Origin of the sequence: Vibrio sp. B1FLJ16, assembly GCF_905175385.1 — a bacterium.
Classification (GTDB): domain Bacteria; phylum Pseudomonadota; class Gammaproteobacteria; order Enterobacterales; family Vibrionaceae; genus Vibrio.
In genome coordinates this window covers 1,114,172-1,128,088 of sequence record NZ_HG992749.1, presented here as the reverse complement: position 1 = coordinate 1,128,088, position 13,917 = coordinate 1,114,172, and the positions used below count along the sequence as shown (strand labels likewise).

Sequence of the window (13,917 nt, the reverse complement as noted above, 5' to 3'; positions counted from 1 at the left end):
CCTTATCCTTATGCCTTTTTGTCGATAGCAGGCTTAGCAGTTTCTGCTTTAGCTGGCTCGTACTGTTTCAGTTTCTTTTTCAGACGGATAACCTGAAGTTGAGTCTTTAGGTGGATGCTCCCAAAGATAACCCACGCTAAAGCAAAGCCAACGACAAATACCACGCCTAATAGCGTTGATAAATGGAACTCTCCTTTTGCTAAAAGATAATTAAAAGCAACTACCTCTTGATTTTGTGATCCTAAAGCCAAAGCGATTACAAAGAGAGCAAGTACAATAACGATTTTTATAATTTTCATATCACGTCATCCTTAACTGAGTAAGTAGGTCAGATTATGCAGTAAAATGTTGTTTCAGACCATGTATATTATACCCAAATCACTTCAAGATACATGCTCCCGGAGGACGAGTTGGATTGGATCACAGTCATTGTTAGCAATTTTTGATTTAGAACCACTAGATCTTAAAATCGTCGCCGCGCCTGTGAACCAAGTCATTCTCGCTGAACCTTGCGTCCTGAGGTTACCTAGACATACCAATAATCTAATGATAAAAAAGCGGCATACGTAAGAGTATGCCGCTTTTTCAAACTAATAAGAGAGCGTTAACTACCAATATTGACGCGCTCACGAAGTTCTTTGCCAGGTTTAAAATGCGGAACGTACTTACCGTCTAATTCCACTTTGTCACCCGTTTTAGGGTTACGACCTACGCGAGGTTCGCGGTAATGAAGAGAAAAACTACCGAAGCCGCGGATCTCAATACGGTCACCACTCTCCAGTGTAGAGGCCATGTGCTCTAAAATATCTTTTACAGCATCCTCTACCTCTTTTGCTGATAAATGTGTTTGCTCAGCACAGAGTCTTTCAATCAGTTCAGACTTAGTCATAGTTGCCCTCTTTGAGTATTTTTATCACTCATTATAGTAAGTAATACTAATTCCAACAAACACTTGCTAGTAATACTAGCTGATTTTTTACGAAAAATATGCAATCAGGAAATGTCTTTTATTAAGATAGTTTACTGGTATTAGTATTACTACTTTTAATGTAATAAATATAAAAAAGGAGCCTTGCGGCTCCTTTTTTGCTTAAGCGAGTATATTATTCGCCTTTAGCAGCTTTGAAAGCGTCAGCCATTGCATTACCAAAAGCAGCTTCGTCTTGCTTGTTGATAGATGCCATTGCTTCTTGCTCTTCAGCTTCATCTTTAGCTTTGATAGATAGGTTGATAACGCGGTTCTTACGGTCTACACCTGTGAACTTAGCTTCAACAACATCACCAGCGCTTAGGATTAGAGAAGCATCTTCTACGCGGTCGCGAGATACTTCAGAAGCACGGATGTAACCTTCAACGCCTTCTGCGATTTCAACAGTAGCACCTTTAGCGTCAACAGCAGTTACTGTAGCGTTAACTAGAGTACCTTTCTTGTTGTCAGCAACGTAAGCATTGAATGGGTCGTTTTCCATTTGCTTAACGCCTAGAGAGATACGCTCACGCTCAGCATCTACTGCTAGAACAACTGCAGAGATCTCGTCGCCTTTCTTGTACTCACGTACTGCTTCTTCGCCAGCAACATTCCAAGAAATGTCAGATAGGTGAACTAGACCGTCGATGCCGCCTTCTAGACCGATAAAGATACCGAAGTCAGTGATAGACTTGATCTTACCAGTAACTTTGTCGCCTTTAGCTTGTGCTTCAGCGAATGACTGCCATGGGTTAGCTTTACACTGTTTCAGACCTAGAGAGATACGACGACGTTCTTCGTCGATTTCAAGAACCATAACCTCAACTTCGTCGCCAACATTAACAACTTTAGATGGGTGGATGTTCTTGTTAGTCCAATCCATTTCTGAAACGTGAACTAGACCTTCAACGCCTTCTTCGATTTCAACAAAGCAGCCGTAGTCAGTTAGGTTAGTTACGCGACCTGTTAGTTTGTGACCTTCTGGGTAACGCTTAGCGATTGCTACCCATGGATCTTCGCCTAGTTGCTTAAGACCTAGTGATACGCGAGTACGCTCACGGTCGAACTTAAGAACTTTAACTTGGATCTCGTCACCAACGTTAACGATTTCAGATGGGTGCTTAACGCGCTTCCAAGCCATATCTGTGATATGTAGAAGACCGTCAACGCCACCTAGGTCAACGAACGCACCGTAGTCAGTAAGGTTCTTAACGATACCTTTAACTTCAGAACCTTCTTGTAGAGTTTCTAGAAGCTCGTCACGCTCAACGCTGTTCTCAGATTCGATAACAGCACGACGTGAAACAACTACGTTGTTACGTTTTTGGTCAAGTTTGATAACTTTGAACTCTAGCTCTTTGTTTTCTAGGTGAGCAGTGTCACGGATTGGACGTACGTCTACTAGAGAGCCAGGAAGGAAAGCACGGATACCGTTTAGTTCAACAGTGAAACCGCCTTTAACTTTACCGTTGATGATACCAACAACAGTTTCAGCTTCTTCGTAAGCTTTCTCAAGAACGATCCAAGCTTCGTGACGCTTAGCTTTCTCACGAGAAAGTTGAGTTTCACCGAAACCATCTTCAACAGCGTCTAGAGCTACGTCTACTTCAGCGCCAACTTCAACTTCAAGTTCGCCAGCAGCGTTCTTGAACTGTTCAGCAGGGATAGCAGATTCAGACTTAAGACCAGCGTCAACAAGAACGAAACCGTTCTCGATAGCTACTACAGTACCTTTAACGATGCTGCCTTGTTGGAATTCTGTTTCGTTTAGAAACTCTTCAAAGAGTTGAGCAAAAGATTCAGTCATTTATTTAATCTTCAATAAATTAAACGTCCACGGGTATCCTACCGCATGGGGTTATTAAATTCGCCGGTCATCATCCTTGCGACCAACGCTCTTAGCCTGGCTGAGTGTTATTACCCAACCAGCTTCGATTCGATATATTGTAGTGCCTTTTCTACCACTTCGTCGATAGACATCGACGTAGAATCTAGCACAAGCGCATCCTCTGCAGGGCGTAATGGCGCCACTGGGCGGTTACGATCGCGATCGTCACGCTCTTGGATCTCGCTTAAAAGGTCAGCAAATTTAACATCTAACCCTTTATCTTGCAACTGTTTAAGGCGTCTATTTGCACGCTCTTCTGCGCTCGCATCAAGAAAGATTTTTGCTTGTGCATGCGGGAAAACAACGGTCCCCATATCACGACCATCAGCAACCAGACCCGGAGCGGTTTCAAATGCACGCTGACGACGTAATAATGCTTCCCGAACACGTGGTAGCGCTGCGACTTTAGATGCTGCCATGCCGGTTTCTTCTTTACGGAGTTCACCAGATACGTCTTCGCCTTCCAGGATAACCTTAACAAGGTCACCTTCAGCAATAAACTGAACGTCTAGGTGTGTAGCCAGTGGGACAAGCGCATCTTCAGACTCGGTGTCAACACCATGGTGAATCGCAGCAAGTGCAAGTACTCGATAAATTGCGCCAGAATCTAAGAGCTGGAAACCCAGCTTTTCCGCCAGCAACATACACAGAGTGCCTTTACCTGCACCACTAGGTCCATCTACGGTTACAACCGGAGTTTGAGAGGACATGTTCTTCTCCACCTATTATTTCTTTTTAGTAATTTTCTCGATTTTCGAGGCGCATATTATAAGGGAAATCGCCCTCTCGGGCGAGGAAAAATGTCATACGATGCATCAAACCAAAATAGCATCTGGATTCATAATAAAACTTCAAAAGCAAATAAAAATGGCGAGAGCTTTCACCCCCGCCATTTCAAAGTTGAATATCATTAATTACTGTTAGCGATGTCTCGCGATGCGATTACACAATCGGCTTTTGACCACGCTCAGCCAGTTTTAATATCACGCTATCTGCAACTTTACCTGCAACGCCAACCAGCTTATCTGCCAGTTTTTTCTTAGGTACGTAGTGAACAGCCAGTACTGTTTTATCTTTGCATGCAGCAACAACAAGATCATCAGATGTACCGATTTCATCAACCAGACCACGCTCTTTCGCTTGGATACCAAACCAGTGTTCACCCGTTGCTACTTTTTCTAGTTCCAGGCTTGGGCGACGATCACGAATAAAGTCTTTGAACAAACCATGAGTTTCTTCCAGCTCTTGCTTGAACTTATCACGGGCTTTATCGGTGTTTTCACCAAACATAGTAAGCGTTCGCTTATACTCACCCGCCGTCAGTTGCTCGTAATCAATATCGTGTTTTTTCAATAGTTTATTGAAGTTTGGAATTTGTGCAATCACACCAATTGAGCCAACAATAGCAAACGGCGCAGAAACAATTTTGTCTGCGACACACGCCATCATGTATCCGCCACTTGCCGCCACTTTGTCCACAGCAATCGTTAACGGCAAGCCAGCCGCTTTAATGCGATCAAGCTGTGAAGACGCTAACCCGTACCCGTGTACCATGCCACCACCTGACTCAAGACGAAGTAAAACTTCATCCCCTTCACGCGCGACAGCAAGAATGGCGGTAATCTCTTCACGCAATGATTTCACTTCTTTGGCGTCGATGCTGCCATGAAAATCGAGAACGAACAGATGAGGCTCACGCTTAGTATCTAACGCCCCCTCTTTGTTTGCCTGTTTAATCTCTTTCTCTCGGGATTTGTTCTTTTCTTTTTCTTCTTTCTTAACCGCTTTATCACGTGCTTTGATGAAAGCCTCATCATGTAAATGATGCTCTAACTGTTCAACAGACTGTTTATGCTTCTTAGAAAGGTTAGTTATCTCAAGTTCACCTTTCTCTGCGCCTGACTTTCCGCCAGCCGATTTAACAAGAATAATCAGGACAACAATAGCAGCAACGACTGTAACAACCTTGGCCAGAAACAGACCGTAATCTAATATAAATTCCAATGAGAGCTCCTTTAATTCACTCCAGCATGTATGTCGCTATGCTATACCGAAAAATCAAATAGAAGGCAAAGTGGTTTGTAAGCACTTGTTCTGATTGATAGCATACCTAACGAACGTTCTGGAATTGGTATAACACATGAATTGGTGTATTGTAACCGTCTTGTCACGATTACCAAGATTTTCCATTGAGAAAGCGGCGCATTTTAGCGCTAATCATGGATATACCCTCTTACAATAATAAGGATTAAACACCGTGGACTACTCCGTTTCAGCAGATGCCTTAAAAGATAAAGTCATTCTAGTTACCGGCGCAGGTAATGGTATTGGCCGTCAAGCCGCACTTTCATACGCCAAGCACGGTGCAACGGTAATTTTATTGGGCAGAAACGTTCAAAACCTTGAATCCATTTACGATGAAATTGAAGCTGCCGGTTACCCGCAAGCCGCTATTATTCCTCTTGATTTAAAAGGCGCAACAAAGCAGAACTACATTGATATGGCGGAAACCATAGAAGGTCAATTTGGTCGCCTGGATGGCCTGCTGCATAACGCAGGTGTTCTGAGCACACTTTGCCCGTTCGAACAGATCAGTGAAGACGACTTCGACGACATAATGCAGATCAACGTTAAAGCCGAAGTGCTGATGACTCAGGCACTGCTGCCTGCAATGCGTAAATCTGAAGCCGGTCGGATTATCTTCACATCTTCGACTGTTGGTCACTCTGGTCGAGCGTTCTGGGGTCCGTATGCTATCTCTAAATTTGCAGTAGAAGGCATGATGCAAATCTTGGCTGATGAACTAAGTGATACACCAATCCGTGTCAATGCAATCAACCCGGGAGCAACACGTACTCGAATGCGTGAGAAAGCATACCCGGGTGAAGATGCAAACCAGCTAAAAACGCCGCAGGATCTTATGCCGTTGTATCTGCACCTGATGGATCCGGCAGTAACCGATGTGAACGGTCAGTGTATTGACGCACAACCGAAGCGTTAATTCCGTTTCACACTTTCACTTAATCGATTGAAAAGACAGCGAACGCTGTCTTTTTTCATTTTTATCACCACAAAAATCTTGCGACTTTTCCCCATACAAATATACTGTACAAATATACAGTTAATGAAATTCTGTTGTCCTAGTTATGCAAGATATTATTCAGCACTTAAAAAGCCAACACCTTGTTTGGCAAGCAAATTTAACCAAGGCGGACTCACATCAGTTCCTCAACAGCTCTGGCTTTCCTGAGCTGGATACTTTGCTCGGTGGTGGCTTTCCACCTCATGGCGTGGTTGAAATGGAATCTGTCGGCAGCATTGGCGAGTTGCGCCTGTTAGCTCCTTATTTGAAATCCTCTATGACCAAGGGGGTAACCGCGTTTATTCAGCCACCAGCCCTGATGAATTCACTCTTTCTGCACAGTATTGGCTTGGACATCAATCAGGTCTGGATCGTCACTCCAGAGCATCAGCGCGATGCGCTATGGGCTGCGGAGCAATGTCTTAAAAGTGGTGTATGTACCAATGTTTTGTTGTGGCAGGACGAGCTTGAGATCCATCAGGTCAAGCGTCTGCAGGTGGCTAGTGAACAAGGAGCTTGTCCTCTATTTATGCTCAAGCCAAATATGACAAATCGCTTATCTTTACCAGTCTCACTAAGTTTGAAGCTACAAGGCCATGAACAAGGTGTCAGTGTTGAAGTATTAAAGCGTAAAGGTGGTTGGAGCAAAGGCCAGATTGACATTAACTTCCGACATCATTACCCACAATTGGTGGTACCAACTAAGGGGGGCACTCCGTCGACTGTCGTACGCTTCCCTCTAGTCAATCAGGGGTAACACATGTCTTTGTGGATTTATTTACACTTCCCTCGCCTGCAATTGGACACCCTGTTTGGTGATAATCAGGAGCAGCCGGTAGTGATTGTCGAAAGCCAGCGCGGCCGCATCATTCAATACAATGACATTGCAGAGCAGCAAGGTATTAAACCCAATATGGGGCTAGGCAGTGCAGCATCTTTGTGCCGAGGCTTACAAGTGCATCCTTATCATCCGAAAACCGAGCTGAATAAATTGCAGGAGATTGCACAATGGCTGTATCTGATCACATCTGATGTTGTACTGATGCCCAATAAGGGGCTCTTACTACGCGCAACGCCAATGCTCAGTCTCTATGAAGGGTTGCAAAACTACTGGCATAAAGTCACTTCTCACCTAGGCACTTTAAAACTGACGTTTCAGTTTGGTTGTGGGTTTTCGCCATTCGCCGCCAAGCTAATGGCACTGTCCGGAAGTAACCAACTGACTGAGAACAGTGAATTCATCCAGCAATCCCTTAGTCTTGTACCTTTGACACTGACTGATTTATCCACGGTAACAGTTGATAAATTGCAGCGTGTCGGCGTAAGTACATTACAAGATCTACTTGAGTTGCCGCTACAAGACATCGCCCGGCGATTTGATATTGATTTAGTTAACTACGTCGGTCGGCTAACAGGCCAGTTCAGACACCCTGTCGATTTTTATCATCCAACAGAATCATTTCAGGTCTATCTGGAGCTGTTATTTGAACTCGAAAATGTTCAGTGGATCGAAAAGCCGCTAGTGAAGTTACTTCGTCAGCTAGAAACTTTTCTCAAGCTGAGAAATAAAGTCGCCTTTGAGCTGCGTTTAACGCTTCACCAACGAGATAAACAGGAACAGCATCTTCAGCTCACTTCCGCGCAAGGTGACTATTTATCCCAACGCTGGTTGCAACTCGCTAGTTTGAACCTGGGATCTCTGGCGCTCAATGGTCCTGTGATTGGCCTGTCTTTACAAGTGATTCGCCAGGGCGAACCAATCAGCAGTGCTTGCGATCTGTTTGCCGGACAAAAAGGCCAGATGAACAACTTAGAACTGCTCTCGCTACTGCAAGCGAAACTAGGGAAAAGTGCTGTACTCAAGCCGAACATCACTTGCGATCCAAGGCCAGAAAAAGCCTGCCAATATCGTCCTGCCGATGAGCCTGACGTTACCATTTCGGCTATTCCCCATTTATTTCGACCAGCGATGCAATTACCCGCACCGATACCACTTCAGGAGCAAGTTGCTCTGGTACATGGTCCTGAGCGAATTGTTTCAGGTTGGTGGGATGGCGATGAAATCATGCGCGATTACTACATAGCGCATACCAAACAAGGCCGCTGGCTATGGGTGTTTCGCGATCAGCACAAACACTGGTTTCTTCACGGATATTTTTGTTAAACCTTTATGAGCTACGCAGAGCTGTTTTGTCAGTCCAATTTTTCTTTTCTTACCGGAGCTTCTCATGCGGAAGAGCTGGTATTGCAAGCTGCTTTTTATCGCTACCAGGCCATTGCGATCACTGATGAATGTTCCGTCGCTGGCGTGGTCAAAGCGTACACTACGATCAAACAGAATAAACTCGACATCAAACAAATTGTTGGCAGCATGTTTTGGCTCAACGATGAATGCCAGATCGTCTTGCTGTGCCCATGCCGTCAAGCCTACGCAGAGCTGTGTCGTATCATTACTAACGCAAGGCGACGCAGTGAAAAAGGCAGCTATCAACTCTCTGAATGGGATTTAATGTCAATTCGACATTGCCTCGTTCTGTGGCTACCTACTCATCAAAACAGTGACCGCTACTGGGGGCGCTGGTTACAGCAACACCACGCAAACCGCCTATGGGTTGCAATTCAGCGTCATCTCGGTGGCGGTGATGCTGCGTATAGCGAGCATTGTGAAAAGCTCGCTCATGAGTTCCAGTTACCCATCACCGCTTGTGGCGGCGTACTGATGCATTCGGTCGAGCGCTTGCCGTTACAGCACGTGCTAACCGCAGTAAAACACGGCTGTAGCGTAGAGAAACTAGGTTTTGAACGAATCTCCAACGCCGAGCGTGCTTTACGGCCACTGGGCAAACTCTCTCGTGTTTACAAACCGGAATGGATTGCAGAGAGCAAGCACATCGCTGATTTATGTGAATTTAGTCTGGGTGAGCTGAAATACGAATACCCTGCTGAGTTGATCCCTGACGGTTACACACCTGACTCCTACCTCCGCATGTTAGTTGAACGTGGCAAGAAAAGACGATTTCCTGATGGTGTGCCAGAGGATATTCAGCAAACGATTGAGAACGAACTCGCCCTGATAAAGGATCTGGAATACCACTATTACTTCTTAACCATTCACGACATTGTGATGTTCGCGAAAAAGCAAAGCATTCTCTATCAAGGACGAGGCTCGGCGGCCAACTCTGTCGTGTGTTATTGCCTGGAAATCACCTCCGTTGACCCGAGACAAATATCGGTGCTGTTCGAACGCTTCATCAGTAAAGAGCGAGATGAGCCGCCAGATATTGATGTCGACTTTGAGCACGAACGCCGCGAAGAGGTCATTCAGTACATCTACAAAAAATACGGTCGGGAGCGTGCGGCTCTGGCAGCCACGGTGATCAGTTACCGGTTTAAAAGTGCAGTCAGAGAAGTCGGAAAAGCACTCGGGATAGAAGAAACCCAGCTAGATTTTTTCATTAAGAATGTGAATCGCCGCGATCGCAGCCAAGGCTGGCAAGCACAGATTGTCGAGCTCGGATTACACCCTGAATCGCTTAAAGGGCAGCAGTTTATTCAGTTGGTCAACGAGATCATCGGTTTTCCCCGTCACCTCTCTCAACACGTGGGAGGCTTCGTGATCTCGTCTGGTCCGCTGTACGAACTGGTTCCGGTAGAGAATGCTTCCATGCAGGATCGCACTATCATTCAGTGGGACAAAGACGATTTAGAAAGCCTGAAGCTGCTCAAAGTCGATGTGCTCGCATTAGGCATGCTGAATGCGATCAGAAAGTGCTTTCAGCTGGTCGAAAAACACCACCAGCGATCGCTTTCCATTGCCGAGATCACCCGGCTTCAGGATGATCCTGATGTGTATCGTATGATCCAGAAGGCGGACACGGTCGGCGTGTTCCAAATCGAATCCAGAGCACAAATGAGTATGCTTCCCCGCCTTAAGCCTGCTTGTTATTACGACTTAGTGATTCAGATTGCGATTGTGCGTCCGGGGCCGATTCAGGGCGATATGGTTCATCCCTTCCTCAAAAGACGCAATGGCGACGAACCCGTCAGCTACCCGTCAAAAGAAGTGGAAAGTGTATTAGCACGAACCATGGGCGTGCCGATTTTTCAGGAACAGGTGATCAAGCTGGCAATGGTGGCTGCCGGATTCAGTGGTGGTGAGGCAGATCAGCTGCGCCGGGCAATGGCAGCCTGGAAAAAAAATGGTGACCTAGCCAGGTTTAAACCTAAGCTGATCGATGGTATGCGAGAGCGAGGCTACGATTTAGAGTTTGCTGAACGCATCTTCGAGCAAATTTGTGGCTTTGGTGAATACGGTTTCCCAGAAAGTCATTCGGCTTCGTTTGCGGTGCTGGCGTATTGTTCATCCTGGCTGAAATATTACTACCCCGCGGAGTTTTATACGGCTCTGTTGAACAGCCAACCCATGGGCTTTTACAGCCCGTCACAACTGGTGCAAGACGCTCGTCGTCACGGAATTGAGGTTTTACCGGTCTGCGTCAATCATTCACTCTGTCAGCATCATCTGACTAAACGACCAAACGGACGTTTGGGGGTGCAGCTTGGCTTTCGCTTAGTAAAAGGATTCAGTGAGGAGAACGCAATCCGGCTCGTTGAACGACGCCCTGAAAAAGGCTATCGCTCTATTCAGGAAGTAAAACAGATCCTGAGAAGCCGCCGCGATATAGAACTGCTGGCATCCGCAAATGCTTTCCAGATATTATCAGGCAATCGCTACAGTGCCCGCTGGGCTGCCATGGACTCGTTATCGGACTTACCTTTGTTTCATGATATTCAAGAGCCTGCAGACAGCTATCAGACTCAACCTTCTGAGTATGAAAACCTGATTGAAGATTATGCCAGTACAGGGCTTTCTCTCAGCCGGCACCCAATTACTTTACTGGAACAAGCAGGCAAGCTCCCCCGCTTTACCCGTATGAAAGAGTTGGTCAATAAAGAGCATAAATCACTGGTGACTGTTGCAGGGCTGGTCACCGGACGTCAATCTCCTGGTACAGCGGCTGGCGTCACTTTCATTACCCTGGAAGATGACACCGGAAACATTAACGTTGTGGTCTGGGGTGCGACTGCCCGTGCTCAAAAGCAGGCTTATCTCACTTCAAAAGTCATGATGGTAAAGGGAATTTTGGAACGAGAGGGAGACGTTACACATGTGATCGCAGGCAAACTGATTGATTGTACTCATCACCTCTCAGACTTACAGAGCAAGTCACGAGACTTTCACTAAATGGCAGAGAAAACAAAGGGAGGCTTCCCTCCCTTTGTTTTCTCTGCTTTAAAGACTTCGTCGAAAACGATTATGCGTTTGACGTGAGGATCTGACGCAGTCTGTCTTGTGCGACTTCTACCAACAGGTCTGGCTGGAACTTAGAAATCAACCGGTCGCAACCCACTTTCTGCACCATGGCTTCGTTAAAGCTGCCGCTAAGAGAGGTATTTAACGTGATGAATAAATTAGCCATGCGAGGATCATTACGGACTTCGTACGTCAGCTTATAGCCGTCCATCTCTGGCATTTCTGCATCAGTAATCATCATCAGCAGTTCTTTCTCAACATCTTTGCCTTCATCGCACCAACGTTTAAGAACCGTTAACGCCTCTAAACCATCACAGCATTCGATGATATTCACACCCAGCTGAGAAAGCGTATCACGCACCTGGTTACGAGCGGTCGATGAATCATCGACAATCAATACATTGCGTCCAACCATCGCATCGGACAGCTCCTGATCAAGCACATCGGCAGAAATAGTGACATCGTAATGCACAATTTCTGCCAGTACTTTTTCAACATCAATAATTTCAACAATTTGAGAAGCATCACCGTCTTTAATCTGAGTGATAGCCGTCAGGTAGTTCGAACGCCCGGTAGTCGAAGGCGGCGGCTGAATTTCCGTCCATGCAGTATTCACGATGTTTCTGACCGAGCCAACCAAGAAGCCTTGGATCGTGCGGTTATACTCTGTCACGATCAGATTTTCCTCTTCCGCTTCACCACGCAATGGAGGAAAACCAATCGAACTACGCAGGTCAATGACAGGCACCGCCTCTCCTCTCAAAGAAGCCACACCACGGATATTATGATGAGAACCCGGAAGTTTAGTTAATGGTGGAAGCTTTATTACTTCTTTTACTTTGAACACATTAATCGCAAACAATTGACGACTATTCAACGTGAACAGCAAAAGCTCTAGTCGGTTCTCACCAACTAAGTTTGTGCGCTGATCAACTGTATTTAACACACCGGACATACTACTACCTAAATTCTGGACAACGACTTCTCTGTTGCTGAGTGGATGAAGCAGAAACAACAAAGCCTAAAATAACGATACCCACAAATGGGGAACCAGTGATAAAAATCCAATTACAACTTATTGATGTAATGAGGTTATAAGGGAAACTACATCAAAGGTGTTGATAGATCAATCAAGTGATTACATGATTAGCTGGCAAAAACAAAAAAGGGATGAAAATACAAATATCACCCCTTTGATATAATATGAAACCGATAAAAAGAGATTAACCCTCTACCACTTTCATCAGTAATTGCCCATCGTACAAAGCCTGTTTAATCAGCGCAGCTCCTGGCATTGTCGCTTGTTTATAAAAACGTGACTCTACCAACTCCAAATCTTGGTGGTAAACCGGCAGGCTCTGTTCTTCAATACAGCGGCGAATAGCCGGATACAGAACCTCTTTGGCCTGATTAATTACCCCGCCAATCAAAATCTTTTCAGGGTTAAACAAGTTAATCACAATCGCAATTGCACTCCCCAAATAACCACCCAGTTTTTCGATGACATCAACAGCAAGAGGATCGCCATTAGCCGCCGCTTCACAAATGCTTTCGATACTCATCTCTTCTTGCTCAGCAAGACTCGAAGCTTCGCCGTCAGCAATACGTTTAACTACTTCTTCTCGGATAGCCTGAGAGCTAGCCACTGTTTCCAGACAACCGATATTGCCACAATGACAACGTTTGCCATGTGGATCTATCTGTATGTGGCCCAGTTCACCAATGTTACCGTGACGACCAAGTAAAACACGGCCATCCAGAATGATACCGGCACCTAACCCATGGTGAATAGAAATCAGAACTGAGTTTTCGTTCTCTTGAGAATGGCCAAACAACTTTTCAGCTAACGCCCAAGCTCGCGTGTCGTTGGCAATGAATACCGGCAAACCTGTCGCTTTAAATATCTCAGGCCCCAAAGCAAGGTTTTGGACATTGTAGTGAGGCATTTGTAAAACAATGCCTTGTTCGGAGTTTACAAGGCCAGGTAGAGTAATCGCGATACTCGTTACACGATCCAATTGATCGGCGTAGGTTTGAAAGAACTCATCAATTTCATACAGCAAACGTTCAAGTACATCGTCTTGATCGAGCTCATGGATTTCAATTTTAGTGTCGATCAACACATCACCACCAAGCTCATGCAGCGCGATAGTCAGGTAGCCACGCCCCAAACGCATTGAAAGAAACTGCCAACCTTCATTATTGACTTGCAATCCTACCGCTGGGCGGCCACGACTGGTAGCCTCTTGAACTGTGGTTTCATGAATCAAGTGTGCTTCGATTAATTCTCGGGTGATTTTAGTAATACTCGCAGGTGCAAGCTCACTTTGCTTCGACAAATCAATCCGAGAGATAGGACCTTTTAAGTCAATCAGTTTATATACACGACCAGCATTGACCTGTTTGATATGATCAATATGGCCCGGTTGAGCCATGTACATCTTGCACTCCAAAATTCGATAACCCGTCAATTTTTTTACTTTGCGAAGTAATTGTGAAGCGAATTAATAAATCCCCGTGACAAGCATCACGCAGAAACCTGTTTGTTTGTGTATTCAATCAAATAACGAAGAATCCAGACCTGATAAATTGTGTGAAAAATAACTTATTTTATCGACCAAATTAGGAAGACAGCATAGCTGAATAACTTCGCCTCAAAACATCAA

Annotated in this window: 11 protein-coding genes; 4 read left to right on the top strand and 7 right to left on the bottom strand. The window is 45.4% G+C overall.

The window, feature by feature from the left end; all coding sequences use genetic code 11:
* Nucleotides 1-8: 8 nt before the first annotated feature.
* From KHN79_RS05175 to sohB, 5 genes are all read right to left on the bottom strand, one after another.
* Entirely contained in the window at nucleotides 9-299 is a 291-nt protein-coding gene (locus tag KHN79_RS05175; RefSeq protein WP_182008167.1) for a lipopolysaccharide assembly protein LapA domain-containing protein, read from the bottom strand.
* Between the two features lie 305 nt (nucleotides 300-604).
* A complete protein-coding gene (gene ihfB, locus KHN79_RS05170) occupies nucleotides 605-889 on the bottom strand; it encodes an integration host factor subunit beta (RefSeq protein ID WP_182008168.1) in 285 nt (94 codons plus the stop codon).
* A 214-nt stretch (nucleotides 890-1,103) separates the two neighbouring features.
* Nucleotides 1,104-2,774 (bottom strand): 30S ribosomal protein S1, encoded by a 1,671-nt coding sequence (gene rpsA / locus KHN79_RS05165; protein WP_182008169.1) that lies wholly within the window; start codon nucleotides 2,772-2,774, stop codon nucleotides 1,104-1,106.
* A gap of 110 nt (nucleotides 2,775-2,884) precedes the next feature.
* Complete coding sequence (cmk, locus tag KHN79_RS05160; protein WP_182008170.1) at nucleotides 2,885-3,565, bottom strand: (d)CMP kinase; 681 nt, start codon at nucleotides 3,563-3,565, stop codon at nucleotides 2,885-2,887.
* A 232-nt stretch (nucleotides 3,566-3,797) separates the two neighbouring features.
* On the bottom strand, nucleotides 3,798-4,859 hold the full coding sequence (gene sohB, locus KHN79_RS05155) for a protease SohB (RefSeq protein ID WP_182008171.1): 1,062 nt from the start codon (nucleotides 4,857-4,859) through the stop codon (nucleotides 3,798-3,800).
* A gap of 253 nt (nucleotides 4,860-5,112) precedes the next feature.
* Here sohB and KHN79_RS05150 point away from each other — a divergent pair, with 253 nt between their 5' ends.
* The 4 genes from KHN79_RS05150 to KHN79_RS05135 all read left to right on the top strand — a co-directional run bounded on the left by KHN79_RS05150 (nucleotide 5,113) and on the right by KHN79_RS05135 (nucleotide 11,182).
* Nucleotides 5,113-5,856, top strand: a complete 744-nt coding sequence (locus tag KHN79_RS05150) for a YciK family oxidoreductase (RefSeq protein ID WP_182008172.1) — start codon at nucleotides 5,113-5,115, stop codon at nucleotides 5,854-5,856.
* Between the two features lie 145 nt (nucleotides 5,857-6,001).
* Nucleotides 6,002-6,694: a translesion DNA synthesis-associated protein ImuA gene (gene imuA / locus KHN79_RS05145; RefSeq protein ID WP_182008173.1), complete on the top strand. Its 693-nt coding sequence runs from the start codon at nucleotides 6,002-6,004 to the stop codon at nucleotides 6,692-6,694.
* Between the two features lie 3 nt (nucleotides 6,695-6,697).
* Complete coding sequence (locus tag KHN79_RS05140; protein ID WP_182008174.1) at nucleotides 6,698-8,101, top strand: DNA polymerase Y family protein; 1,404 nt, start codon at nucleotides 6,698-6,700, stop codon at nucleotides 8,099-8,101.
* Nucleotides 8,102-8,107: 6 nt separating this feature from the next.
* Nucleotides 8,108-11,182, top strand: a complete 3,075-nt coding sequence (locus KHN79_RS05135; protein ID WP_182008175.1) for an error-prone DNA polymerase — start codon at nucleotides 8,108-8,110, stop codon at nucleotides 11,180-11,182.
* A gap of 70 nt (nucleotides 11,183-11,252) precedes the next feature.
* Here the strand turns inward: KHN79_RS05135 and KHN79_RS05130 are convergent, their stop codons facing one another.
* The gene (locus KHN79_RS05130; RefSeq protein WP_182008176.1) at nucleotides 11,253-12,206 is read right to left on the bottom strand and encodes a chemotaxis protein CheV; all 954 of its coding nucleotides are present in this window, start codon (nucleotides 12,204-12,206) and stop codon (nucleotides 11,253-11,255) included.
* A 268-nt stretch (nucleotides 12,207-12,474) separates the two neighbouring features.
* Nucleotides 12,475-13,692, bottom strand: coding sequence for an ROK family protein (locus KHN79_RS05125; protein WP_182008177.1), 1,218 nt, complete (start codon nucleotides 13,690-13,692; stop codon nucleotides 12,475-12,477).
* Nucleotides 13,693-13,917 lie beyond the last annotated feature (225 nt).